We start from the raw sequence: 25,805 nt of genomic DNA, 5'->3' as shown, positions 1-25,805 counted from the left end.
GAGGATAAGAGAGATGAAAAAAGTGAAGAAAGCAATAATTCCTGCCGCAGGCTTAGGGACACGGTTCTTGCCTGCAACGAAGGCAATGCCCAAAGAAATGCTTCCGATCATCAACAAGCCAACTATTCAGTACATTGTGGAAGAAGCAATCGAGTCCGGGATCGAAGATATTATTATTGTGACCGGCAAAGGAAAACGGGCGATCGAGGATCATTTCGATAACGCTTTTGAATTGGAGAGCAGACTGCTCGAGACTGGCAAGCTGGAAATGCTGAGAGAAATACAGCGTTCTGCCAAGGTAGAGATTCATTACATCCGGCAGAAGGAGCCTAAGGGCTTGGGGCATGCTGTTTGGTGCGCAAGGAGATTTATTGGGAATGAGCCGTTTGCTGTCCTGCTGGGCGATGATATCGTCACAAGCAAGGTTCCTTGTCTCAAGCAGCTTATTGACCAATACGAACGTTCTGAGAATTCAATTATCGGGGTTCAAAAGGTGCCATCAGATATGACAAACCGATACGGTATTATTGACCCCGGCGAGCATCAGAATCGGTTATATCAGGTGAACGACTTTGTGGAGAAGCCGGCGCCTGGAACAGCTCCTTCCAATCTGGCGATTATGGGCCGCTATGTGTTCTCCCCCAAAATCTTTGAGTTTCTGGAGCTTCAGGAGAAAGGGGCAGGCGGAGAAATTCAATTGACGGATGCCATTCAGAAGCTTAATCAGATTGAGCAAGTGTTGGCCTATCAATTTGATGGAATTCGCTATGATGTAGGAGAACGCCTCGGCTACATTCTTACCACATTAAGCTTCGCTCTCCAAAGTAAGGATCTGCGCCATCCTGTGCTAGATGCCATGGCTTCAATGCTCAAAATAGAACAGTATGCGTCCATCCTAGATCACAAAGGAGGTAGGGACAATGAGTTTGCAAGAATTGCGGGAGGATTATGATTATGCTTTAACACAAAAGAGATATTACGGCAATGTAGTCCGTAAGGAAAAACATCATGACACGTATATATTCATGAAACGTCTCCTTGATGTAAGCCTGTCGTTATGCGGAATTATGTTCCTGCTCCCCTTATTCATCCTTGTAGCGGCATGGATTAAGCTGGAGGATCCTAAGGGCAAAGTGTTCTTCAAGCAAAACCGGGTTGGCAAGGACGAGGTACAGTTTCCGATGTACAAATTCAGATCCATGGTATCCAATGCTGAACAATTGAAGGAGCAGTTGAAGGCCCAGAATGAAGTCAGCGGTGCCATGTTCAAAATGAAGGATGATCCGAGGGTCACTCGTGCGGGTAAATTTTTGCGCAAAACCAGCATCGATGAGCTTCCCCAATTGTGGAATGTAGTTAAGGGCGATATGAGCTTGGTGGGACCGCGTCCTGCGCTCCCAAGCGAGGTACAGGAGTATACAAGCTATGATAAAAAAAGGCTGGCAGTAACGCCAGGCTGCACAGGTCTCTGGCAGGTAAGCGGAAGAAGCAACGTCAGCTTTCAGCAAATGGTAGAGCTGGATTTGAACTATATCAAAAACCGCAGCATAAAGTTTGATATGAAAATTATCATTAAAACCGGATTTGTCCTATTTGGCTCTAAGGATGCCTATTAATTTGTAGGAGACAGGGGAGCGAATCAATGGTGCCTAATAACCAACAGCCACATGTCTCCATCGTTATATGCACATATAATCGGGCTGATTTGCTGCGTGTAACCTTGGACTCGCTTCAGCGTCTGTCCAGTATCGATAGGGTCGAGGTGATCATTGTAGACAACAATTCCACCGATCATACACGTAGTGTTACGGAGGCGTACATGAAGCGCAATAAGGGTCAAGTGGATGCGGGTTATTACTTTGAGCGCAGCCAAGGATTGTCTGCAGCGCGCAATAAAGGGATTCAGGTGGCCACCGGAACGATAATCGCCTTTCTAGACGATGACGCTATCCCCTGCTCTGAATGGATCAGTACAATTATTGCTACTTTCGACAGCAGGCAGGACCTATATGCGATGGGCGGCATGATCCGCCCCAACTTTGAAAGCAGCCGCCCTGACTGGCTGGTTAAATCGCTGGAGCGCCCGTACACCATTGTGGATATGGGCAGTACGGTAAAGGAGTACCCTTCTAAGCTGCATCCTTATGGAGCGAACATGGCAATCCGCCGTTCTTTCTTTGACAACCATGCATTCCCAACCGAGCTTGGGCGAAAAGGAAACCTGCTGCTCTCAGGTGAGGAGTCATGGCTATTCGCCAAGATGAGAAAGGCAGGCAAAACGATTCTTTATCATCCGGGAATGGCTGTCGATCATTTTATCCCGTCCAGTAGGTTGACCCGGGAATGGATTCAACAACGGTATTATTACCAAGGGATTTCCAATGCGTGTATGCGTAACGGCATTGGGGGTAAGCTTAGCCTTGTGGGTACACTGGCAGGTAAAATGCTCTACATTAGCGTAGCTTTCCTGTTCGCCCGCAGTGAAGGCAGCAGGCTGCTGGTCAAATGCAGGCTGCTGAGCATTCGCGGTACGCTAGATATGCTGAGAAGACGCGAAAATATGCCGCTGACCAGGTGAGGGGAGCCTATGACGAACCTTCATATTCTGAAAAAGCCTGTCTATTATTCTACGGCATATCTATGTACTGCAGCGATTATCGGCCTTGCAGCCATTTACCAGCCGATCTTGAGTGTGTTGGGAGCTGCAGTCCTTCTCCTGCTGGCCATTACTGTCCATGAGCCTGCACGAATCAGCTATCCGGTGCTGCTGTCCACGGCCATCTCAGTGAATTATATCATTAACACCGATTTGTTCGGGATTGAAATCATATCCTTATATAAGCTGGGAATCTTGGTGCTTCTGATCCCATGCATGCTTCAGAACGGTATCCGCTTGAAACTCGTTTATCCGATTTTGGCACTGGCAGCTATGCTGTTCATTACCATCTTCTTCTCGGATTGGCATCCAAGGCTTAGCGCTTCATTATCGTTGAAAGCTTTTATCGGCCTTGCGCTGCCGTTTGTGTTTCTGTTAATCGAATGGAAGAAGGAAATGGCGCAGCGTCATATTCAAATCATCTGCCTGCTGCCTTTGGTAAGCGTAGCAGTGGGGCTTCTCCTGCAGCTCGCGCATCTCTATCCCTTCTTGGATGTCGAGTTCACTGGAGCCGTCAGGGTACAGGGAGCTAATATTGCACCGCACTTGGCCATGCTGGCTTTTCTGGGAATTACGATTGCGCTGATTGAAACAAAGCGAAGGCCCGAAAAGGCAAAGTTTTTTTATTTTACACTAGCGGCCAATTTCGCCGTGCTAATTGCCACAGGAACACGTGGTCCCATTTTGGCCATGCTGGCCATGATTGCGTACTATTTCTTTGATATTGTCAGGGAGTATGTCAAAGGCAAGGCTATGCTGATCATCCCTCTTCTATGCTCATTAGCCTTGCTTGCGGCAGCGGTGTACGTGCAGTGGGACAATATGACAAAGCGTTCCTTCGAGCGGCAAACGGGTACGGGGATTGACTTATCCGGCAGAACCGAAGCCTGGGCATTCTTTCTGAAGGGGGTTGAGGGTTCTCCGATGACCGGCAGAGGGCTTGGCTCCGTTACCGTTGCGAATGATGGAAGCTTATATAAAGGCTTTGTTGTCCCGCATAATGAATATATCCGCTTCTACTACGATTCCGGTTACATTGGATGCGGCTTGCTGTTTTTGTCACTGCTGATCGTATTTGCTTCGATCTACCGGGTCTTGGCTCCGAGCATTAAGGTTTATTATTTGGCATTTATATTTGGGTTCTTCCTATATTCCTTTTCGGATAATACATTGTCTACTGTTCAATTCATTATTCCGTTCTGCTGGTATTTGAACTGCTTGTATCTGCAATCCAGGCTAATCCCGAATAAAGAAGATGTGATCCCATGAGTAGAGTGAATATGTTCAATGTCGATTTTGATAATTATGATTTTATGGATCTGCTGGGATTCATGGATGAAGTAATTCGCCAAAACAAACATGCCTATATTTTAACCTGCAATGTCGATCATTTGATCAAGCTTAGAAAGGATACCGAATTTCAAAAGGTATACTCCAATGCTGGTGCGATTGTCGCAGATGGAATGCCGATTATATGGGCCTCGAAGATGCTGAAAAAGCCGCTGAAGCAGAAAGTATCGGGTGCCGATCTGTTTGAAAAGCTGGGAGAAGCCTTTGAAGAGAGGCAATATCGTTTGTTTTTTCTGGGCTCGGCAATCGGGGTTCCCGAACAAGCAATGAAGTATCTCAAATCGTTGTTTCCCGGGATGAACATTGTTGGCTGCTATTCACCCTCCTATGGGTTTGAGAACAAGGAAGAGGAGAACGAGCATATCGTCCAACTGCTGATAGATGCAAAGCCAGATATTGTCTTTGTAGGCGTTGGGGCTCCTAAGCAGGAGAAATGGATATATCAGCACTACATGAGTTACCGGGTTCCGGTATCGATAGGCGTTGGTGCTACCTTTGATTTTTTATCAGGCACTGTCAAGAGAGCGCCCGACATTATGCAAAGAACCGGTTTTGAATGGTTTTGGAGGCTTGTGCAGGAGCCTAAAAGACTATGGAAACGTTATTTAGTCGATGATTCCATGTTTATCGTTATGGTATGGAAGGAGCTTAGAAAGCAAATTAAGCTGAAACGGAGGGGCGTGTAATGAACCATGGATCTTACGGCTTGAATACCCGCAGGCTGGCCGCCATTTGGGTTCCTGCCTTTATCGTGATGGCTATCATATTCATCCTTTCCTCTCAATCCTACGAGCAGCAGTCAATCAAGAAGCAACTATCATTGGTGGTGCATCGAACCAGCCTGGGCGATTATTTATCAGGTATGAAGTTCCAATACGGCTCCCTGACGATTGATGGTAATAAAGACGGGCCGGAGGGCGTGCTTGAGTTTATGCTCCGTAAGCTTGCCCATTACATCGAATATTTCCTGCTGAGTGTCAGCCTGCTCCGAGGTATCCGGTTTACGACAAGTCTTCGCCTTTCTACTGCCATACTTATGACGGCTTTCCTATCGGTCAGCTTTGCCGTAACGGATGAGTTTCATCAGCAATATGCGATTCATCGCGGTGCAAGGCCGCAGGATATTATTCTCGATACGGCAGGTGTGTTGACTGGCTTATTGGTCTATGGCTTGCTTGCAATCAGAAAGAAGCGAAAGCTTGTCAATACGTACAAGACGGAGGGCTTATGAGAACGATAAGAGAGCTGTATTCAACCCCCTCCATGAATCATGCGACATTCATAGGCTTGTGGGTATTTGGTGCATTGCTTGCTTCTATCCTTATTGGCTTTGCCAGTGCAAATATGGACCATGACGTCAGTACAGAGATTGCCATCCTGTCAGTGATTCTGTTTCCGGCCTTCGTCTTGGCATTGCTGGAATCGCGTCTAATTGTTCCTTATATTCTGTTTGTCTGGGCTATATGCCCTGAGATCCGGAGAATTGCGGATTGGCTGGTAGGCTCCTATCATTCCGTCTCCATATTAAGTTTGGCACCACTTCTTACAAGCGCTGTTCTCATCATTCCGGTGCTGGCCAATATCCACAAGATCGACTCACCCATTCGCAAAGTGCTCCTATTCCTTTTCCTGGCATTGCTGTACGGATGTATAATTGGCATTACCAAGAACGGGACAGGCACCCTTTACGATTTGGCAAACTATCTCATTCCCATGCTGTTAATTCCTTATTTTGCCGTGGCACCCTTCGAAAGAAAAGATTTGGACCGGCTGCTGATCGCCTTCTCCAATATAGCCATTCTGGTTGCGGTGTATGGAATTATCCAATATTTGATGGTGCCGCCATGGGATGCATTTTGGATGAACCATGTAGAAATGAGCTCGATAGGAAGGCCCTATCCGCTGGAAATACGTGTATTCTCAACGCTTAATTCACCGGGTCCGGCTGGTATGTTTATGGGAACGGCTCTGGCACCGATGATTTTGGAGAAAAGATGGCGCGGACCGTTGGGGTGGATAGGTATCCTGCTGGTAGCCATAGGCTTGCTCATTACACTGGTCCGCTCGGCATGGTTGCTGCTATTTATCGATATTGCCGTCTACACGATGCTCTCGTCGGGAACGCATAAGTGGAAGCTGCTTACCCAGATAGGAGTAGTAGCGACAGCTATGTATTGGATTATTCCCAAGCTCCCGGGTGCCCAGGTGCTTATGGCCAGGCTCGAAACGATGACGGCCATCCAAGATGACCACTCCTACAACGAGCGATTGGATTTTTTTCATACTGTATTCCCTATGATGCTCAGCCAGCCGCAGGGCTTGGGGCTCGGAAGTATAGGGGTGGGTACGAAATTGAATAATGATGGCGCGCTTGGTGAGTTTGGCATATTCGATAATGGGTTTGTCGCCGTATTTCTTACATTTGGTATTATAGGAGGCTTTCTATTCTTCCGGGGGTTGACGCTGCTGATCAAATTTCTAATCACACAAAGAGAGGGAACAGCCGGGTTGTTATCGTATCGGAGTATGGCAGTTGCCTCCATAATTGGCAGCATAGCAAGCTTGATGTTCGAGAATGGCTATACGGGCTTAAGGGGCTTCCTGCTGTGGAAGATGGTGGGTATCGGGATCGTGGCGCACAGAGCCATAGCACAAGGAAGGGGGCGAAGCCCGGATGCACCAGCAGATCAACTTGAAGCTAGTTCGAATTAGGCCTATCTTCGGTATACTCAAAGCTTTATTGTCCAGCAAGAGTAATATGGCTAATACAATTAGAACGATGCTCTTCAGTATTTTGATACTGGGAGTTAATATGCTAACAGGTATATTGACTGCACGCTATCTGGGACCGTCTGGACGTGGTGAGCAGACGGCCATGGTATTATGGTCACAGTTTCTGGCCTTCAGCTTTACAATTGGACTTCCATCCGCATTAATTTATAACGTTAAAAAGAACATACAGGATTCCGCCAAGCTTTATACGACGGCATTGTGGATGGGATTGGCTTCGGGGACTATAGCCATGGCTGCTGGAATCGTATTCCTGCCCTATTGGCTCAAGTCTTATTCCCCAAGTGTCGTGCTGTTCTCACAATGGTCGATGCTCTGCATCCCCTTGATTGTGTTCTCGCAAATTAATAATGCGATGATGCAGGTGAGGGGAGAGTACAAGCTGTACAACCGGCTGCGGTTTCTGATTCCACTTAGCACGCTGGTGCTCCTGGGTATTCTGATCCTGTCCGGGACGATGCATGCTTACACATCGGCAGTTGCCTATTTGGCTCCGGCGGTTCCTTTCTATATATGGACGACACTACGCCTAATCCAAGCCTATCGAATCGTATTTAAGGATACTTATCAAACCTTTAAGCAGTTAATTACTTATGGGATTGGCTCTTATGGTAACGATTTGATGGGAAATCTCTCTTATTATATTGATCAAATTGTCATTGTTGGTCTATTGAATCCCGCACAATTGGGGCTTTATGCAGTTGCTGTCAGCCTCTCGCGGGTGGTCAACGTCTTTTCTACTTCGATTATCGCGGTGTTGTTCCCGAAGGCTTCTGGCTTGCCGAAAGATGAAGTGGTCAAACTAACGTTCCGTGTATTTCGTATCAGCACTTCTATTGCCATCATGGTATCGGCAGCTATTATGCTTATAGCGCCTTTTGTCTTGACCCTGCTATACGGAAATGAATTTCAGGAAGCGCTTGGCGTGTTCAGGCTGCTTCTGCTGGAGGTTTCCATATCCGGTGGAACGATGGTTCTGGCGCAGGCCTTCATGGCGCTTGGCAAACCCAAGGTTGTAACCATTCTGCAGGGCATGGGACTTTTGCTTGTCATTCCGTTGCTGATGCTGCTTGTTCCAAAGCTTGGACTTACCGGCGCGGGAATTGCCATGCTGTCTTCCGTGCTGATCCGGTTTCTGTTCATTCTCATCAACGTACGATTTACCTTGAAGATGAAGATCCCGTGGCTCCTGATTACCAGGGAAGATGTACGTTGGTTACTATCCGCATTATCTGTTTATAAAGCCAACAAATCTGCTGAATCGAGGGAATGAAGGAGGAGTAAATCCGATGATCGACCATTGTGCTTCTGCAGGAAAGTATCGCATATCTGCTGTCATTATTGCGCAGGATGATGAATCAAGGATTGCCGGCGCTATAGCTTCCTGCAAAGCTTTCGCCGATGAGATCGTCGTGGTTGATGGAGGGAGCAAGGACGGAACCGTCCGAGTCTGTGAGCAATTAGGCTGCAAGGTATATCAGAATCTATGGCCTGGTTACGCTAAACAGCGAATTTACGGGAGCGAGCGTGCCGCTCACGATTGGATATTCGTTATTGATACCGATGAGGTGGTTAGCGAGCTTCTGGCCAAATCTATACTGGAGAGAAAGCGGGATTTATCGGATGGGAAGAAAGCATATGCTGTCTTTCGCATCGGAGATTTCCTCGGACGCTGGATGGGCAGAGGAGAACGTCTGGTCCGATTATACAACCGAAACAACGTTCACTATAAAGACAGCCTGGTTCATGAAACACCAGATGTATCGAATAACCAGGTTATGAATTTACAAGGGACATTGTGGCACTATGGGTTTCGAAGTATTAACGACCATGTGACCAGATTCAACAAATATACGGATTTGGAGGCAGAGGAGGCGGTTATCGCGGGCAAGCGGTTTAGATGGACTCGATTGCTATTCCGTCCTCCAGCGCGTTTTGTCCAAAAATATGTGATCCAGGGATTGTACAAAAAGGGGGTTCCTGGTCTCTCCGTTGCCGTCTTCTGGGCGATGTACGAGTTTCTTGTTTGCTTGAAGCACTATGAAAGCGTACTTGTCCACAGTAAGGTGAAGTATCAGCATGATGAAGAGCCATTAAAGGAGGGGAAAAAATATGCCATCCAATAAGCTGCGAATCCTGTCCACCGGGATGGGCTGGCCGTCTTCCCAGGCTGGCGGATTGAATACCTACTTTAAGAACATCTGCGAGAATCTTTCAGTCCGCCATACCCATCAAGCCTTGGTATGCAGCAAGGAGAAACCGATGGTTAAGCAGGGTTTGCTTGTTACGAACATTGCGGATCCGGATATGAAGCTGGGAAAGAGGAGGAACTTATTCCGTACTCATGCAGCCAAGCTGATGGATGAGCAGGAGTTTGATATCGTCTATTCGCATTTTGCCCCATATGGCGTTGGGGTAGCTGAGGAAGCCAGGAGGAGGAATATTCCGGTAATCATGGCGTTTCATGGTCCCTGGAGTGAGGAAATACGAGTCGAAGGGAGAGGCATAACGCAGCGTATCAAAGCATGGATCGCTAAATCGATGGAAATGAAGGCCTATAGGCTGGCGGATGCTTTCATTGTGTTGAGTGAAACGTTCCGTGACGTTCTACACCATCAATACGGGATTCCGCTTGAAAGGATATTCATTATTGCCGGTGCTGCTGATATAAGGCGATTTCAACCAACCATAAACCAAATGGTGGTAAGGAGAAGCCTTGGTTTAGACGAGGATTGCACGATGGTGCTGACGGTAAGAAGGCTGGTCAATCGAATGGGCCTGCTGCAGCTGCTTGATGCGTGGAGGGAGGTCGTCCTGCAGGCTCCTGGCGCCGTGCTACTGATAGGAGGGAAAGGCCCACTAAAGGAGCAATTGGAACGCCGGATCACGGAGTATGGCCTAGAAGGTAAAGTTCGCTTGCTCGGCTATATATCTGACAGCGAGCTTCCCTTATATTACCAGGCCGCCGATATGTTTGTAGTTCCTACACAATCATTAGAGGGATTTGGCTTGATTACTGTGGAAGCGATGGCCTCGGGACTTCCTGTAGCAGCAACGCCTGTTGGGGGAAGCCGGGAAATATTAGAGAGGTTCCATCCCGAAATGCTGTTCAGAAGTGAGCGGAGCAGCGACATTGCAGCAGGGCTTATTCATTTATTAAAGCATAAGCAGCAATGGCCTACCTCTGAGCAGTGCAGGAACCACATTCTGGAAAACTATACATGGGAGCAGGTTGCTAGTCAGGTAGAAGCGTTGTTTGAAGGGGTGATTGACAAGCATCGAAGCTTAGACGGCCATACACGAAATCGATGGTCAACGAGCGTCGTAAAAGGGAGGCATGATACGGATGTTAAGAGTGGCGTACATTGATCATACCGCCAGATGGAGCGGCGGAGAGGTTGCCCTATACAACATTCTGACTCATTTGGGGAGCCATGTGGATCCGTTGGTCATTTTGGCGGAAGAAGGGGTGTTGGCCGACAGATTGAGGGAGAAGGGCATCCAGGTCCGGGTTATTGCACTCGATGAAAAGGTCAGGAACCGCAATCGGAATGCAGTCAATATGCAGGTTGTATCCGCCGCCTTCCAGCTATTGTCTTATGGAAGAGGACTTGCCCGAATTTTAAAGCAAGAGCAGGTGGTGTGCGTTCATACGAATTCGTTGAAGTCCGCATTTTACGGTGCAGTTGCTGCGAAGCTAGCAGGAATTCCATTGATATGGCACATCAGGGACCATATCGGCGAACCTTATCTGAAGCCGATTGTAGCGAGTGCCATCAGGCTGCTGTCACGAATGCTGCCTAACGGCGTCATTGCCAATTCAAATTCCACCTTAGATGCCTTGAAGCTGCCCAAATCAAAAAAAACATTGGTCGTGTATTCATCATTTGCCAAGGCCATTAGTCCTCCCTCCAACGTAACTATGCTGAGGCCAAAGTTCACGGTGCTTCTGGTCGGGCGTCTTGCCGAATGGAAGGGGCAGCATATTTTACTGGAAGCGGCCCGCTCATTCTTGCCTGACCAGCACGTCCAATTCTGGCTGGCCGGCGATGCACTTTTTGGCGAAGACGCTTATAAGGAAGAGCTGCTCCGCCAAATAGAAGTTTATGGGCTAACCAATGTGATGCTGCTTGGACATGTCGATCCTGTTCATGAATTGATGGAGCAAGCGGATCTTCTGGTTCATACATCGATCACACCTGAGCCATTTGGGCAGGTGATCGTGGAGGGGATGGCAGCAGGCTTGCCCGTTATTGCCTCAAATGAAGGTGGACCTACGGAAATCGTCGTACATGGTGAAACGGGGCTGCTGATCAAGCCAGGAGATCCTGCTCTGCTTGCCCGCTCGATCCGTGAGCTGATGGGGAATCAGGAAGAGCGGCGCAGAATGAGTGAGAATGGCATAAAACGTGTGCAGGAACATTTTGTCATTGAACGAACGGTGACACAGATCACCAGCTACTACAAAGGATTAATTGCTAATATTTGAAAAAACCATGGGCAAAAGAGGATGGATCAAATGAAAATAGCAATAGCGCATGATTATTTGATTCAAATGGGTGGTGCCGAAAGAGTCGTAGAGGTTTTTCATCATATGTATCCGCAAGCGCCTATTTTTACCACGGTTTTTAGCAGCAGCCGGCTGCTTGGCGCACTTAAGGATGCGGATATACGGGCATCGTGGCTTCAAAAAATGCCAGGTGGGAAAACCAACTTTAAAGGAATGCTGCCCCTTTACCCATTTGCGATTAGGGATTTCGATTTCCGTGAATTTGATGTTGTGCTTAGCTCCAGCAGCGCATTCATGAAAAGTATTCAAGTGCCCAAGGAGACGTTCCATCTCTGTTACTGCCATACGCCAATGCGGTTTGCATGGGATTATGATACTTACATGCAAAGGCAGTCCAATTCCAATGTGCTAAAGCAGCTTTTGAAAATTTATATGCAACAGCTTAAAGCTTGGGATCAAAGGACATCTAAGAACGTAAACCAATTCATTGCCAATTCATCCGTGGTGAAAAATAGGATACAAAATTATTATCACCGGGACTCGGACATTATTTTTCCTCCGATCAACACATCGCGGTTTCACAGCTCCTCCATGATCGGGGACTACTATTTGATTGTTTCCCGGCTTGTATCCTATAAACGGATCGACCTGGCCGTGGAGACGTTTAGCCGTAACGGTCTTCCCTTGTATATCGTCGGAGAGGGCCCTGATCTTGGACGGCTAAGACAAATGGCTAAAGCCAATGTAAGCTTTCTGGGCAGGCTGGAGGACGCAGCGGTTACGGAATTGATGGCTAAGTGCAGAGCGCTGGTCTTTCCCGGCGAGGAGGATTTTGGCATTACGCCGCTTGAGGCCAATGCTGCGGGGAGACCGGTTATCGCTTATCAGTCGGGAGGTGCGCTGGATACCATCAAGCCGAAGCTGAACGGAATTTTCTTCAAGCGGCAGGAGATCGATGATCTGGATGCTGCGATCAAGGAGGTCGAGAGCCACGCTTGGGATGTACAGCAAATTGTCAGCCATGCTCAGAAGTTTGATGAAAAGGCGTTTATGGAAAATTTTAAAAATTATGTGAGTAAGGCTTACGAAAAATTCAGAGAAGGACGGTGACTGCATGAATATCGCTGTAATCGGAACTGGTTATGTCGGGCTCATATCCGGCATCTGCTTTGCAGAAAAGGGCAATCATGTTATTTGCGTCGACCAGGATATTAATAAAATTACTGCCTTACAGAATCTGGTTTCACCCATCTACGAGCCAGGGATCGAAGCATTCATGGAGCGTAATGTCCAAGCCGGACGTTTGGCGTTCTCTTCTAATTTGATACAGGCGGTACAGGATTCTGAGCTGGTCATTATAGCGGTCGGCACCCCCTCTCTGCCAAGTGGCGAAGCCAATTTACAGTATATTGAACAAGTAGCAGCCGAAGTAGGCAGAGCTATGAACGGACAGAAAATCGTCGCCACGAAAAGCACGGTTCCCGTCGGAACGAATGAGAAAATCCGCGAGATAATCGCACAGCAAACGGAGCAGCCATTCGATATTGTCTCCATACCGGAATTTCTCCGGGAAGGCTCAGCCATACAGGACACACTTCATCCCGATAGAATCGTAATCGGGCTTGACAACAGGGAGCTGGAAGCAGTTTTGGTGGAGCTGCACAGTAGCTTTACCGACCAAATCTTCGTCACGGATATTCGCAGCGCGGAAATGATTAAATATGCGTCCAACGCATTTCTGGCAACGAAAATATCGTTTATCAATGAAATATCGAATATTTGCGAAAAGGTGGGAGCCGATGTAACAGAGGTCGCTATCGGTATGGGAAAGGATCCTAGAATCGGTCCATCCTTCCTGAATGCCGGAATCGGCTATGGGGGCTCGTGCTTTCCTAAAGACACCAAAGCATTGATCCAGATTGCGGGCAATGTGAATTATGAATTCCAGCTTCTGAAGTCGGTCGTGGAGGTCAATAAGGCGCAAAGATACAAAGTGATTGAGAAGCTGAAGGAATCGCTTGGCCAACTGAACAACACCGTAATCGGGATATGGGGATTATCGTTTAAGCCGAACACGGATGATGTCCGTGAGGCGCCATCGCTCGAAATTGTTGAAGCCTTGATCAGCCTGGGCGCCAGATTGAAGCTATATGATCCTGTGGCGATGGACAAATTCCGGGAACGCTTCGACCACCCTGCCATTGAGTGGTGCGGAAATGCGCTGGCTGCCGCAGCCAATGCGGATGCCGTATGCCTGCTGACTGATTGGCAGGAATTCAAGGAGCTTCAATTGTCACAGCTCATTTATTTGATGGAGCAGCCGATTTTGATTGACGGTAGAAATGTGTATACCAAAGAGCAAATTGAAGGAGCGGGTTTGCATTATTATTCGGTGGGAAGACCTGAATCGACTCCGGCTTACCGTCCACAGGTCCGTATTTGACAAGGCTTGACTATCCATAACCATAAGGAGAGTGACATTCATGAAACTTGTTCTTTTATCTGGAGGTTCGGGTAAGCGGCTTTGGCCGTTGTCCAACGATTCAAGATCCAAGCAGTTTTTGAAAATACTCGAAAATCCAAGCCACGAGATGGAATCTATGGTGCAGAGGGTATGGAGGCAGCTAAATAATGCCGGCTTGGCTGATTCCGCTTATTTGGCCACGAACCGCTCCCAGATGGAAATGATCACGAGTCAGCTCGGCAACGAGGTTTCGATTATCGTTGAACCCGAGAGAAGGGATACATTTGCAGCCATTGCGCTGACTGCTACTTACTTGTATTCCATGGCCAGCGTTCCCCTCAATACCGTAATAACGGTCATGCCTGTTGATCCTTATGTCGATGAAGCCTTCTTCGAAACGATCAAGCAATTGGAAAGGGTTCTTCAGGAAACGGATGCGAATTTGGCGTTAATTGGTGTTGTTCCAAGCGTTCCTTCCGAGAAATACGGCTATATCGTACCCTCCGAGCCCCATGATCAGGATAACACGATACTTCAGGTCAGCCATTTCAGGGAAAAGCCGGACCGTATCCAAGCAGAAGCTCTAATTAAGCAGAACGCACTATGGAATTGCGGGGTATTCGGATTTCGTCTTGATTACTTAATTAATGTCTTGGTTGAGAAAGGACTTCCAATCCAGTATGAGGAAATGTTGAAGCAATACAAAGATCTACCGAAAAATAGCTTCGATTACGAGATCGTGGAGAAGGAAAACAACGTGGTCGTGCTGCCCTATAACGGTTTCTGGAAGGATCTAGGAACGTGGAATACGCTGACGGAGGAGATGAACTGCTCCCAGATCGGAAGGGGAATTATAACGGAGGATTCCGTAAACACACATCTGATCAATGAACTGGACATCCCGGTAACCGTGATCGGCATGAACGATGTGGTCGTGGCTGCAAGCCCGGACGGTATACTGGTCACTTCCAAAGCGGAAAGTCCAAGGATCAAGGAGGTTATGAACCATATTAAGCAGCGGCCGATGTACGAGGAGCGGCGATGGGGGCGTTATCGCGTCGTTGATTACATCAAATATAAGGAAGGCAATGAAGTGCTGACCAAACGGATTTTGGTTTGCGCTGGTAAAAATATAAGCTACCAGTTACATTATAAACGAAGTGAAGTATGGACGATCATTCGCGGCATTGCCGATATTGTTATTAATGATAAGCTATACCAGGTGAAGGCGGGTGATGTAGTCCGCATTCCCGAAGGGACCAAGCACAGCATTCGGGCGATAACCGATATGGAGCTGATCGAGGTGCAGACGGGTTCGGAGCTGATCGAGGAGGACATCGTGCGAATGTGCATGGAATGGAAGGACATCCCGCTACACCAATTCATCTGAAAGCGATCTTCGAAATGAGCAACCGCCTTTTATTCTCATTATGGGGATGGAAGGCGATTATTTATTTGACCACCAGGTATAAGATAATGAGCCATATTGGCAATGTGATGACAATACCCCATAGACAGCCTTTTGGCATGGGCAACTTAGAATTATTATTCATTCTCTGACAGCTCCTTATAAATAACTACAGGATTTGCCGAAATTATACCATAGTTTGATCAAAATTGTCGAAAACTCATGAACATCTACTAATTGCAGCAAGCAGAAGGGCGGGTGTATATAAAGGTGATATCTATTCTACTATTATTTACATTGGTTGCCCCACATTTTCCTGTTTACTCTGATATGTCAACGGCTTTGTCTGCACCGGTGAATCCGGTAGCTTCAACCGAAGCGAGGGCAGTTCTGCACAATCTGTATGAGATTTCAGGTTCGAAAATTATAACCGGCCAGCATGATTATTTGGAAAGCCCTGATGAGTTGAACAATAAGCTGAAGAAACAGACCGGTCAGCACGCGGGAATCCACGGCTATGAGCTTGGAGCGATTATGAACCAATCCCCAACTGAGGTAGCCCTGCAAAGACAGAAGGTTGTGAACAGTGCCATTGCATGGAATAAGTCAGGTGGTCTTGTAACGATCACTAACCACCAAAGTATTCCCGGTACATGCCAGTGCTGGTCCAACGTGCAAAAAGAAATGAGCCAAGCTGATTTCGATAAATATGTAACACCGGGAACATTGGAATATGACAAATTGATTGCCGATATGGATGAGGTGGCAGGGTTTCTGGTTAAGCTTAGGGATGCTGGCGTTCCCGTATTGTGGCGCCCGTATCATGAAATGAATGGAGGATGGTTCTGGTGGGGGAAGAAGAATAACTTCGCTGCACTATGGAACATCATGTACGACCGTTATGTAAATGTGCATAAGCTTAACAATCTTTTATGGGTATGGAGTCCGAATGCGCCAACTGAATGGGCCGATCCTTATGGACTAACCTATCCCGGAGCGGATAAGGTGGATGTACTGGCAGTTGACATCTATGGCAATCGTTACCTCCAAGAATATTACGACAAAATAGTCGAGCTTGCAGGTGGCAAACCTGTGGCGATAGGAGAAAACGGTGAAATCCCGGATCTTGCGGTGCTTGAGAATCAGCCAAAATGGGCGTATATGATGGTTTGGGGTAAGATGCTGAACGAAAATAATACGGCGGAGAGCATCCATTCTTTTTATACCAGCGCGAGATCGATTAAGAGGGGGACTGTCCCTCTTACGCTTCCCATGCCCGGCAAGGCTGTTGGTAAAAATGGCTTGGTTGCCGAATATTATGATAATAAGGACCTCACGGACCTTAAGGAGACCCGTGAGGATGCAAATATTGACTTCAACTGGCGTCAATCATCTCCGACTGCCGCTGTACAGCCAGATACATTTTCTGTGAGGTGGACGGGCAGGCTTTGGCCAAGCTTTACGGAGACATATACGATATCCACCTTGAGCGATGACGGAATAAGGGTTTGGGTGAACGGGATTTTAGTTATAGACAGCTGGTATAACCAGAGCTGGGTCGAACGAGCCGGTACGATTTCACTTACCGCCGGTCAACCTGTAGATTTTAAAGTGGAATATTACGATGATACTTCCGGGGCGGTAGCCAAGGTCATGTGGTCAAGCCCTTCCCAAGCTAAAGAAATCATTCCGGAGAGTGCGTTATTCATTCATAAATGAAGGACGCAGGTCAAAAAAAGGAATGGAGAGATACTATGAACATAAAAATGGTTTCGTTGTTTATCGTATCAGCAGCCCTGTTATGCATTTTATTTCTAGCTTCCTGCAATCAGTATACCGTAGAAAATCAAACGGCAGCTTCTGAAATAAAGTCGGCTATACCCAATCAAAGCGGCTGGTTATGGCTGCTGGGTAAGCCGGATGATTCCTTTCAAGATTTAGGCAATGCCAATACAGGGAGCCAAACCTACACCATTTCTGCTAATTCGGATAAGAGCACGGGGTGGATGGGTGTGCCGAGTGGGCTCAATAAATTAATAAATCCCTCATTCAGCATCCAATACTCCTTGGAATCTATCCCGGAATACGGAGTTCATTTGCAGTTCAAGGTGCTCGATGCCTATAAAGCAGTCCCGCAAATGGCTGTTTTCACCAACCGCCTGTTATCCGGTATTGTTCAAATTGCCGGTATCAGTGGGACGACAAGCAATTATCCCTTCAAAAAAACGTATGAGCTTTACATTCCGAAGGAGCAGTTGCAGCTCGGGAACAACGAATTGAAGCTGAATGCTATAAGCTGCTTGTATTGTTCGCCCGCCGAGGACTCGTATCTTTGGTGGAAGTGGGATTATATCGGTATGAAAGCTCTATCTGCACCTGCGGAAGAACCCATTCACGGTAGCTATGTCGCGTCGGGCACGAGTGTCAATAATATGGAATTCTACTATGATGAAGGAGCCGTTCGGCATCTTCCGTACGTCCTCAAATGGATGGGCATTGCTTACAGCGGCAACGTGATGCGGACCGGCTGTGCTACGGATGTAAAAAACGCCTGTTCAGCAATTGGGGCTTATTACGAAACGCTGCGGGACTATAACACGCAAGCCGTATCGTTCCATCTGCATACAGGCAATATCAAGCTTAAGTCGGATGGGACTCTTCCTGATGATGCCAGAGATAAATTGTATAATTACGTGAAAAATTACGGCTCTCTTTTTCAATATTATGAGATTGATAACGAGCCTGGTCTATTTAACCGTTCCAAAGCAGTGAATTTGGCCATCGCTAAATGGTTAAATACTAATATCCCTATTCTGGCGCCCCATATGAAGACGGTTGCTCCGGGGTGGGCCTATGCTCCTCAATACCAGGTAAAAGCCTGCAAAAATCAACTGCCTAATGGAAAGCTCCAATGCGGGGAACCTGACGGGTGGGAAAGCGATCCGCTCCAACGCAAGGAGTTGGAGGATGTGACCGACCTAACCAATGGGCATTCCTATGGTTCCTCATATGTGGATAATGCCGGGGGGAGCTTTGTGGAAAATTTGAAGACGTTCGGGGGAGCCGAAGATGGCTTTCCGAAGCTGATGCTGAATACCGAATATGGAACATCGGATAATCATTTTGATGACAAAAAATTCGGGGCTATGGATTCCAAAGCGGCGGTGTTTGACCGGATCGTACGCGCTCACATCGGTTCTGCGGATATGTTCACCCATCATGCTGCCTTCTATCCCGGCTACTCTTTGTTTGAAACAGGTTATAATTTGAATAATCACAATCCTTCCACAACACGGATATACGGAAATTCGTCGGAAACGGCTACTCGCGCAGGGATTATGAGAAGGCTTAATCTGACTTATGCTACCCATGGCAAGCCTTTGGTTTACCAGGTAACGAATGCCGGCGAATTGCAGGATAAGCTGGTTTACTTCCGCGGGGTGGATACCTCTTCGTTAGAGCCTTTGCCTGGTTCGGGGGGGACGTCCGACAAAATATTGCTGAATATCATCAATTTTGAAACTAGCACACAAACGATGGCGGTCAAGGTGGTGATGCCTGAGCAGACGGTCTATGAAGGGGAAAGGTTCGGATTGGGTAGGACCTATGAGGAGGCACGAACCTATGTGTCGGGATTAGAGGCTTCTCCCGATCTTGAATTGAAGGAAACGCTCGGTCCCGGAGAAGCGGTTCAATATATCCTGACACGTTCTGAGGATGTTAAACCGCAAGCGCCAGCTTGGGTGAAGGCGGAGCCTGTACAGAGGCATTCCATAGAGCTCAATTGGATGGAATCGGCGGGAGCCAAAAGCTATGAGGTTTGGCGTAGCGGCAAGACGGACGAGAGCTATGAATTAATAGCCGCCAATGTGCCCCAAACCTATTTCATTGACAGCAGCACTTTAGCTGGGTTGAAATACAGGTATGTAATTAAGGTGTCGGGAACAACCGAGCCCTCCCAGGCTGTAGAGGCAACGGCTACGGATTATATGCCTTTAGACCGCATGAATTGGACGGTCTCCGGCAGCTCTGGGGGCAAACCGGGAGCTGCGATTGATGATAACAGCAATACAAGGTGGGATACGGGCATTGCGCAAACAAAGGGGCAATATTATCAAATCGATATGAAGGCTCCCTTAACGATCAATCGAATAGAGCTCCAGACGGAAGGCTCGCCTAACGATTACCTGCGGCAGTATGAGATTTACGTATCTAACAATGGCATAACATGGACGGGGCCCATCGCGGCAGGCGCCGGAAGTAGGGTGACGGAAATCGAATTCGCCCCACAGCAGGCCAGATATGTCAAAATCGTGCAAACCGGAAAAAGCGGGAATTACTGGTCCATTCATGAGCTGCAGATTTACGGTAAGTGACGATAAAGTAACAACAGTCAAACAGTCGGTGGTTTATGGGTAGGTATCATCATCATTAGCATTGCGTAATGTATGTAGGAACCTCATCTTTTGGTTTAGTTGTAAGTTATTAAGTTTTAATGAGTCTGTCATGATGGCAGGCTCTTATTGTTGTTGTCGTCATGGCGAGCTACTCCAAGTTGTTTTTTTAGGTTAATTTTATCATGATAGGATAGGACTACATAAGATATATTTATGGTGTCCAACATAACTTACTTTAAAGTTACTAATAGAATAAATTATCAGTACTTACTTAAATACGAACTTTAAACTACAATTTATAAGTAACATAAATTTCAAAACTATGGAGGTTTTAATAAGTGAAATATCGTAGACTTGGCGGTAGTGGTTTGAAAGTAAGTGAAATTAGTCTTGGCAGTTGGATGACGTATGGTGGTTACGTGGAAAATGAAAAAGCAATTAAATCGATTGAGCAGGCCTATGACCTTGGCGTCAATTTTTTTGACACGGCCAATGCTTATGAACGTGGCGAAGCTGAAAAAGTAGTAGGGAAAATATTGAATGCATATCCGCGCGACTCCTATGTTCTTGCGACCAAAGTGTTTTGGCCGATGGGCGATGGTCCTAACGACCGCGGTTTATCCCGCAAACACTTGATGGAACAATGCCATGCGAGCTTGAAACGTATGAACATGGACTATGTTGATATTTATTATTGCCACAGGTATGATACTCAAACTCCTGTAGAAGAAACGCTGCGGGCTATTGATGACCTTATTTCTCAAGGTAAAGTTCTGTATGCCGGCATCAGCGAATGGACGGCTGCCCAGATGCAGGAAGCATTGGCGATTGCGGATAAATATTTGTTAGACCGGATTATTGTTAACCAACCTGTCTATAACATGTTTAACCGTTATATTGAAAAAGAGATTATTCCGCTCGGTACGAAATCGGGTATCGGTCAAGTTGTGTTCTCACCGCTTGCGCAAGGCATATTGACAGGCAAATATCGTTCTGGCTCAGCCATACCTTCCGACAGCCGTGCAGCGAGCAAAAATTGGGGAGAAAACAATTTAAAAGAAGATCAATTAATCAAGGTAGAGCAATTGGAGAAAATTTCTGACGAATTAGGCATAAAAATTTCACAGTTAGCTTTGGCCTGGATTTTGAGGCAGGATAATGTTTCTAGCACCCTGGTTGGTGCGAGCCGTCCGGAACAGGTTGTTGAAAACTGTGCCGCTTCCGGGATCACTTTGGAAACCGAAGTGCTTGAGAAGATTGAAGCAATTTTGAACAGCTAATCATCATAAATAACTGCTAGGAAGAGTTGAACGCTATAAAGGACAGATAAATTAAACATTCGTCTGTCCTTTATAACGCTTGAAATTTGCTTTTGAAAGTAATTCCGGATTAATGGGGGAATCAAGTCAATGAATATAGATCGCAGTGAATTTGTAAAAGTCGATAAGGGCAAGATGATAAGCTTTGTTAGCGCTCTTGCAAAAGAAGCTGGAATGCCTGAAGAAAAAGCGGAATTTCTAGCTGAGCTTTTAGTCAAAAATGACCTTCGGGGTATATTTAGTCATGGCTCCAAACAGATAGCCACTTATGCTCGTATTATGCGTGACGGATTGATTAATCCGGATCCGCAGATAAGTACGGCAAATGAATCCTCGGCGACGATTGTTATAGACGGAGATGGGGGCCTCGGATATTTCGCCGCTTGCAGAGGAGCAGAGGAGATTATTGAACGATGCCGTAACATCGGTATAGCAGCCGCTGTTACCCGCAATCACGGGCATATCGGCGCAGCGGGGATCTACTCCCGTATATTGGCCGAGAATGGCCTCATTGGTTATGTTACATCCGGACATCAGTTATCTCTTCGTCCTGAGGATTCCATCATGAGGGCAGCGGGAGGTTCTCCGATGTCATTTGCCATACCCGGCGGAGAAGAGGTTCCGATGGTGCTTGACTTTGGCGCTATGCATGACTTGTATGAAACCTCTCCTCATGTATCAGAGCTGTTCAAACTGGCTCCCGGTCTTGTTTTTCGCAGCATGGGTCTCGGTTTTATATGTCAAGCATTAGGTGGCTTTCTGGCGGGTGTTCCGGTAGAAGAAGAGAGAGCCAAACGCCGGTATCAAGGTGCGAATCAAGGTTCGTTGATCATTGCGCTGGATCCCGGCCGCTTCGTAGACATTGGAGACTTGAAAAATGAAATGGATACGTACATGAAGCTAACAAGAGAAATGCAGCCTATGCCAGGGCATGACAAGGCGAGTTTACCCGGAGTTCTGGAATCTGGGCGTGAGGTGGACTGGGGAATCTCAGGTATTCCAGTAGACGAGAATCATAGAGCTATCCTATCCGATGCGGCAGCTGAATTTGGTGTAGAGCTGCCATTTTAGGCAGGACAGACAAGAAACACCCCTGAGAAGGGACAGTATATTCACAGTGAGGAGAATGGTGATGTCGATACCCCTATTGTTCGGTCCATACGGAAACGGGGAGTTACCCGCCAACATTAAAGATTATGGCGTCAACGCCAGATGGTTTCATGGGTTTAATGAAGCAGCTTTCGATGCTTGCGCGGAGCAAAAATTGGAAGCCTGTGTAGAATTCAAAACCTTTCGCGCCGATTTCCAAAAACATCCCGAGCTCATTCCTATCGGGGTAGACGGTAAACCGATTCGATACGGCCGATTGGTACAAGGAATATGTTTATCACAAAAGGACTATTTGGTCGAAATCGAAGAGCAACTGCTAGCTGGTATGAAACAATTTAAACCAAGAGGTATATGGCTCGATTACTTGACTTATGCAGGCTGGTTCGAAACTTCTGAGCCCGATCTGCAAGAAAGCTGCTTTTGCCGGGACTGTATCGCCGATTTCTGCAATTCTTCAGCTGTGGACGCCACAGCTCCGGAAGAAATATTAGCAAGCTATTCGGAGGAATGGAAGCACTATAAATGTCGAAAAATTGCCGATTTAGCGCTTCATATTCGAGACTGATCAAAGCTCACATACCTAATTGCATAGTCGGCGCCTATATGTGTCCATGGACACCCGATGAATTCAATGGCGCGTTGACCCGAATATTCGCCCAGAATTATCAATGGTTAGCAGAAGCTATTGATGTGTATACCCCGCTTATTTATTGTTCTAAGAGCGGATGCAGCCCTAGCTGGGGGCGGGGGTGGCTCGCGGAGTCGGCTGGATTTGTTCCAGGCGACCGCAAGGTTCAGCTGATTCTGGATGCTTTGGATTATTCAGAGAGCCTGACGGATACTGCGGCATCGGATGTACCATCATGGGGCATTCAGCTGTATGCAGGTGCCCCGCTATTTCATGATTTGGACAAAGCGCTCACATTCAAGCATTCGGTTGAGGCGATCCGGAATCGTTGCAGGAATGAAGGGGCCTAATATGAATCTTTTTGAATCCTTCAAAGTCTACCAGGTTAATTTATTGTATATTACCCAAATTACCCTTGTATTTTCCGGGAGAGGTACCAACGGTTCGTTTAAACATTTTTAAAAAATTGGAATAATCATTAAATCCACATTTTCCACAGGTATCTGTGACGCTATAGCCTTCAGAAAGAATTTCTTTTGCTTTGGAAATTCTTTTGAAAAGGATATATTCATGGATGTTACTGCCGATATTTTTCTTGAAAACTCTCCCCATATAAAATCTATCCACATAGAACTTCTTAGAAAGAGATTCAAGGGTAAGATCTTTTTCTAAATTCATGTCAATATAGTCCAACAGTGAAATCAATAATTCTGGCATAGTAGAAAGACTTTCTGAGCGATTAACATCCATAAATATAATATTAATCAAGACCAACACTTCAATGAGGTAATTCAGTTTTAAAATTTCATAGCCGGCATTGTTTTTAAGTTGCTCCATTTGATTAAAAAGACGCAGTATTTCTTTAATCTGACTTGGTTTAAGTGAAATCTTGTTTTGTAGACCTTTCGGTTTGTTTAGAAAGCAGCTCAGAAGATCGAGCCGTGGAGAATTAAAAGTGCGGACGATATGCGGTGCAAACTGTAACGTTATTCTTTCGTATAACTTATCATTACGAAAAGATGGTTTATGGATTTCTTGATTATTTGTAATTATTAAATCTCCATACTTTAAGGGATACATACTTTTTTCAACGAAGTAGTTCACATCACCTGATATTAAAAAGTAAATTTCAAACTCTTCATGCAAATGAAAGTTAACGTTACATATGTTAGGATTATGGAGTTTATGTTCATAACGAATGCATTCGTCTATACTTTCATAAGCTAAGTTCATTAATATTACCTCACTTTAAAAATACGAATGTTTCAGGCTGATTATAGATGTTCTTTAATCATCTGGCGAGATTCGTCGGCAGAGCATGTTGATCCCCTTTTTGTAACCGCTTTCATTTCCTCCTTTATTCGTGGTTGCTGAACGTGTGAAATAAAGACATCAGAACGTGAACCGTTTACGGTTTAATAAGTTCTCTTCATTTATCAACAAATGGCATTCTTATAGAATAGAGTATTATATAGTTTATGCAATTTCCTTGTAAATTTTGATGATAATATGGACTAAGTTGATATTTTAGTGGCAATTTGTGGTGTATACTGCTTTTTTATACCAAATCAAACATTTCATCCAATCTTTCCATGTGTAACGGAAAAGCCCTTCATGGAAACCTACATTTAAAACGTGGTCTCAAATTCTTTAGCCACAAATGTTACCCAAATATTTCTTCTCGTTGAAAGTGCACAAAAACCTATATTTTAATCACAAAAAACTATGATATATCTTTAATTATATTTTAAAATAGCAGAGTAAGGGATTTTATACTTTATCTACCTTATTTATACTTGTTTTTTGTATGCGCTTTCGTTTCTTGTGAAACATATAACAGCTGCGCAATCAAGGTGTTCCAAACCTTAGAATATGCATTTCCAAGTAACGGAGGTGATCCAAAGCATTCTCGTTCTTTTGTTTAGTAAGTTGAGCCTACAGGTCAAACTACATTCTACATGGAGGGTTATTGTATGAGTACATTAAGTAAAGTGAAAATAGGTTTAATTGGTGTAGGTGGAATGGGAAGCAGCCATCTCAAGTATCTGACTCAAATGGAAAATGTTGAAGTCGTAGCTGTATGTGATGTTGTTAAAGAAAAGGCCGATAAAGCTGCGGCTTTATATCATACAAAAGCATATTACAGCCATACGGAGCTTTTTGACAAATCTGGCATAGAGGCAGTATTAATAGCAGTACCCCATTACGATCATACGCCTATATCGATTGATGCCTTCAATAAGGGAATCCATGTACTTTGTGAAAAGCCTATTGCAGTGCATGTAAATGATGCAAAGAAAACCATCGCCGCATATGAAAAAGCAAAGGAACACAATCCCAATATTATTTTTGGTATTATGTTTCAAGAAAGGACATATCCATCTCACAAAAAAATAAAAGACATCCTTGATGGTGGTGAGCTGGGGAAATTAATAAGAGCTACCTGGATTAATACAAAATGGTTCAGATCCCAGCTTTACTTCGACAGTGGCGATTGGCGTGCAACCTGGGCTGGAGAAGGCGGAGGTATTTTGACAAACCAGTGCCCGCATAATCTTGATCTCTACCAGTGGTTATTTGGTGTTCCGGCACGTATCAATGGTTTTGCACATATTGGCAAATACCATGATATAGAAGTTGAGGATGAAGTGACGGCTTACTTTGAGCATGAAAACGGAATGGTTGGACATTTCATAGTAACCACCGCAGAAACTCCTGGTTCAAACCGTATGGAGATTGTGGGAGAGTTCGGAAAATTGATCTATGAAGATAATAAAATTGTTTTTTATAGAACCCGCAAGTCCATGCTTCGTTATATCAAAGATTCTCAAAGTAGGATGGGGAATGTTGAAAATTGGTACACCGAAATTCCTGTAAACGTGAATGCGCCAACAGGGCATAAAGTGGTTACTGAGAAGTTTATCGAAGCTATACAAAATGGCGGAGGAGAACTTATCGCGCATGGACCGGAGGGTATCAGCGGACTAACTATTGCAAATGCGATCATGCTTTCTTCATTTAACGACCAAACTATCAAGCTTCCTATAGATGCAGACGAATATGAAAAGAAGCTTAATGAACTTGCCAAAAGCTCCAAATACGAGAAGACGGTTAAGATGGATGGAGTTATGGATATCAGCTATTCCCAGAGTTAGGTCTGGATATCTCACAAA

22 protein-coding genes are annotated in these 25,805 nt (G+C 45.8%); 21 read left to right on the top strand and 1 reads right to left on the bottom strand.

The window, feature by feature from the left end; all coding sequences use genetic code 11:
• Positions 1-13 precede the first annotated feature (13 nt).
• The 20 genes from galU (at position 14) to G9U52_RS08745 (ending at position 22,982) form a co-directional block, all read left to right on the top strand.
• The gene (gene galU, locus G9U52_RS08840) at positions 14-952 is read left to right on the top strand and encodes a UTP--glucose-1-phosphate uridylyltransferase GalU (RefSeq protein WP_166148528.1); all 939 of its coding nucleotides are present in this window, start codon (positions 14-16) and stop codon (positions 950-952) included.
• On the top strand, positions 921-1,616 hold the full coding sequence (locus G9U52_RS08835) for a sugar transferase (RefSeq protein WP_166148526.1): 696 nt from the start codon (positions 921-923) through the stop codon (positions 1,614-1,616). The genes galU and G9U52_RS08835 overlap by 32 nt, the downstream gene beginning before the upstream one ends.
• Before the next feature lie 26 nt (positions 1,617-1,642).
• Positions 1,643-2,578 (top strand): glycosyltransferase, encoded by a 936-nt coding sequence (locus tag G9U52_RS08830; RefSeq protein WP_166148524.1) that lies wholly within the window; start codon positions 1,643-1,645, stop codon positions 2,576-2,578.
• A gap of 9 nt (positions 2,579-2,587) precedes the next feature.
• Positions 2,588-3,925, top strand: a complete 1,338-nt coding sequence (locus tag G9U52_RS08825; RefSeq protein WP_166148521.1) for an O-antigen ligase family protein — start codon at positions 2,588-2,590, stop codon at positions 3,923-3,925.
• On the top strand, positions 3,922-4,692 hold the full coding sequence (locus G9U52_RS08820; RefSeq protein WP_166148519.1) for a WecB/TagA/CpsF family glycosyltransferase: 771 nt from the start codon (positions 3,922-3,924) through the stop codon (positions 4,690-4,692). The genes G9U52_RS08825 and G9U52_RS08820 overlap by 4 nt, the downstream gene beginning before the upstream one ends.
• A complete protein-coding gene (locus G9U52_RS08815; RefSeq protein ID WP_166148516.1) occupies positions 4,692-5,237 on the top strand; it encodes a VanZ family protein in 546 nt (181 codons plus the stop codon). Before G9U52_RS08820 ends, G9U52_RS08815 begins: the two co-directional genes overlap by 1 nt.
• Complete coding sequence (locus G9U52_RS08810) at positions 5,234-6,718, top strand: O-antigen ligase family protein (RefSeq protein WP_166148514.1); 1,485 nt, start codon at positions 5,234-5,236, stop codon at positions 6,716-6,718. The genes G9U52_RS08815 and G9U52_RS08810 overlap by 4 nt, the downstream gene beginning before the upstream one ends.
• A gap of 46 nt (positions 6,719-6,764) precedes the next feature.
• A complete protein-coding gene (locus G9U52_RS08805; protein ID WP_166149440.1) occupies positions 6,765-8,069 on the top strand; it encodes a lipopolysaccharide biosynthesis protein in 1,305 nt (434 codons plus the stop codon).
• Between the two features lie 16 nt (positions 8,070-8,085).
• Positions 8,086-8,922 (top strand): glycosyltransferase family 2 protein, encoded by an 837-nt coding sequence (locus G9U52_RS08800; RefSeq protein WP_166148511.1) that lies wholly within the window; start codon positions 8,086-8,088, stop codon positions 8,920-8,922.
• Complete coding sequence (locus G9U52_RS08795) at positions 8,909-10,165, top strand: glycosyltransferase family 4 protein (RefSeq protein WP_166148509.1); 1,257 nt, start codon at positions 8,909-8,911, stop codon at positions 10,163-10,165. Before G9U52_RS08800 ends, G9U52_RS08795 begins: the two co-directional genes overlap by 14 nt.
• The gene (locus G9U52_RS08790; protein ID WP_166148507.1) at positions 10,143-11,285 is read left to right on the top strand and encodes a glycosyltransferase family 4 protein; all 1,143 of its coding nucleotides are present in this window, start codon (positions 10,143-10,145) and stop codon (positions 11,283-11,285) included. Before G9U52_RS08795 ends, G9U52_RS08790 begins: the two co-directional genes overlap by 23 nt.
• 30 nt (positions 11,286-11,315) lie before the next feature.
• Positions 11,316-12,416, top strand: coding sequence for a glycosyltransferase (locus G9U52_RS08785; RefSeq protein WP_166148504.1), 1,101 nt, complete (start codon positions 11,316-11,318; stop codon positions 12,414-12,416).
• A gap of 4 nt (positions 12,417-12,420) precedes the next feature.
• Positions 12,421-13,749: a UDP-glucose dehydrogenase family protein gene (locus tag G9U52_RS08780; protein ID WP_166148502.1), complete on the top strand. Its 1,329-nt coding sequence runs from the start codon at positions 12,421-12,423 to the stop codon at positions 13,747-13,749.
• Between the two features lie 40 nt (positions 13,750-13,789).
• Positions 13,790-15,160 carry a sugar phosphate nucleotidyltransferase gene (locus tag G9U52_RS08775; RefSeq protein WP_166148499.1) on the top strand — a complete coding sequence of 457 codons (1,371 nt, stop codon included), beginning with the start codon at positions 13,790-13,792 and terminating at the stop codon, positions 15,158-15,160.
• 288 nt (positions 15,161-15,448) lie between these two features.
• Entirely contained in the window at positions 15,449-16,897 is a 1,449-nt protein-coding gene (locus G9U52_RS08770) for a glycosyl hydrolase (protein ID WP_311764830.1), read from the top strand.
• A gap of 35 nt (positions 16,898-16,932) precedes the next feature.
• Entirely contained in the window at positions 16,933-19,554 is a 2,622-nt protein-coding gene (locus G9U52_RS08765; RefSeq protein ID WP_243767234.1) for a discoidin domain-containing protein, read from the top strand.
• Between the two features lie 359 nt (positions 19,555-19,913).
• Positions 19,914-20,855 (top strand): aldo/keto reductase family protein, encoded by a 942-nt coding sequence (locus tag G9U52_RS08760; RefSeq protein WP_166148497.1) that lies wholly within the window; start codon positions 19,914-19,916, stop codon positions 20,853-20,855.
• 129 nt (positions 20,856-20,984) lie between these two features.
• Positions 20,985-21,965, top strand: coding sequence for an Ldh family oxidoreductase (locus tag G9U52_RS08755; RefSeq protein WP_166148495.1), 981 nt, complete (start codon positions 20,985-20,987; stop codon positions 21,963-21,965).
• A gap of 61 nt (positions 21,966-22,026) precedes the next feature.
• Positions 22,027-22,569: a hypothetical protein gene (locus tag G9U52_RS08750; RefSeq protein ID WP_166148493.1), complete on the top strand. Its 543-nt coding sequence runs from the start codon at positions 22,027-22,029 to the stop codon at positions 22,567-22,569.
• Positions 22,570-22,607: 38 nt separating this feature from the next.
• On the top strand, positions 22,608-22,982 hold the full coding sequence (locus tag G9U52_RS08745; RefSeq protein ID WP_166148491.1) for a hypothetical protein: 375 nt from the start codon (positions 22,608-22,610) through the stop codon (positions 22,980-22,982).
• A gap of 40 nt (positions 22,983-23,022) precedes the next feature.
• Here G9U52_RS08745 and G9U52_RS08740 read toward each other — a convergent pair whose 3' ends face one another.
• Positions 23,023-23,865: an AraC family transcriptional regulator gene (locus G9U52_RS08740; RefSeq protein ID WP_166148488.1), complete on the bottom strand. Its 843-nt coding sequence runs from the start codon at positions 23,863-23,865 to the stop codon at positions 23,023-23,025.
• Positions 23,866-24,605: 740 nt separating this feature from the next.
• Here G9U52_RS08740 and G9U52_RS08735 point away from each other — a divergent pair.
• Positions 24,606-25,787, top strand: coding sequence for a Gfo/Idh/MocA family protein (locus G9U52_RS08735; protein ID WP_166148486.1), 1,182 nt, complete (start codon positions 24,606-24,608; stop codon positions 25,785-25,787).
• Positions 25,788-25,805: the final 18 nt, after the last annotated feature.

This window comes from Paenibacillus agricola, from assembly GCF_011440305.1.
Taxonomy (GTDB): Bacteria; Bacillota; Bacilli; order Paenibacillales; family NBRC-103111; genus Paenibacillus_S; species Paenibacillus_S agricola.
This window is presented reverse-complemented; position numbering and strand designations above follow the sequence as displayed.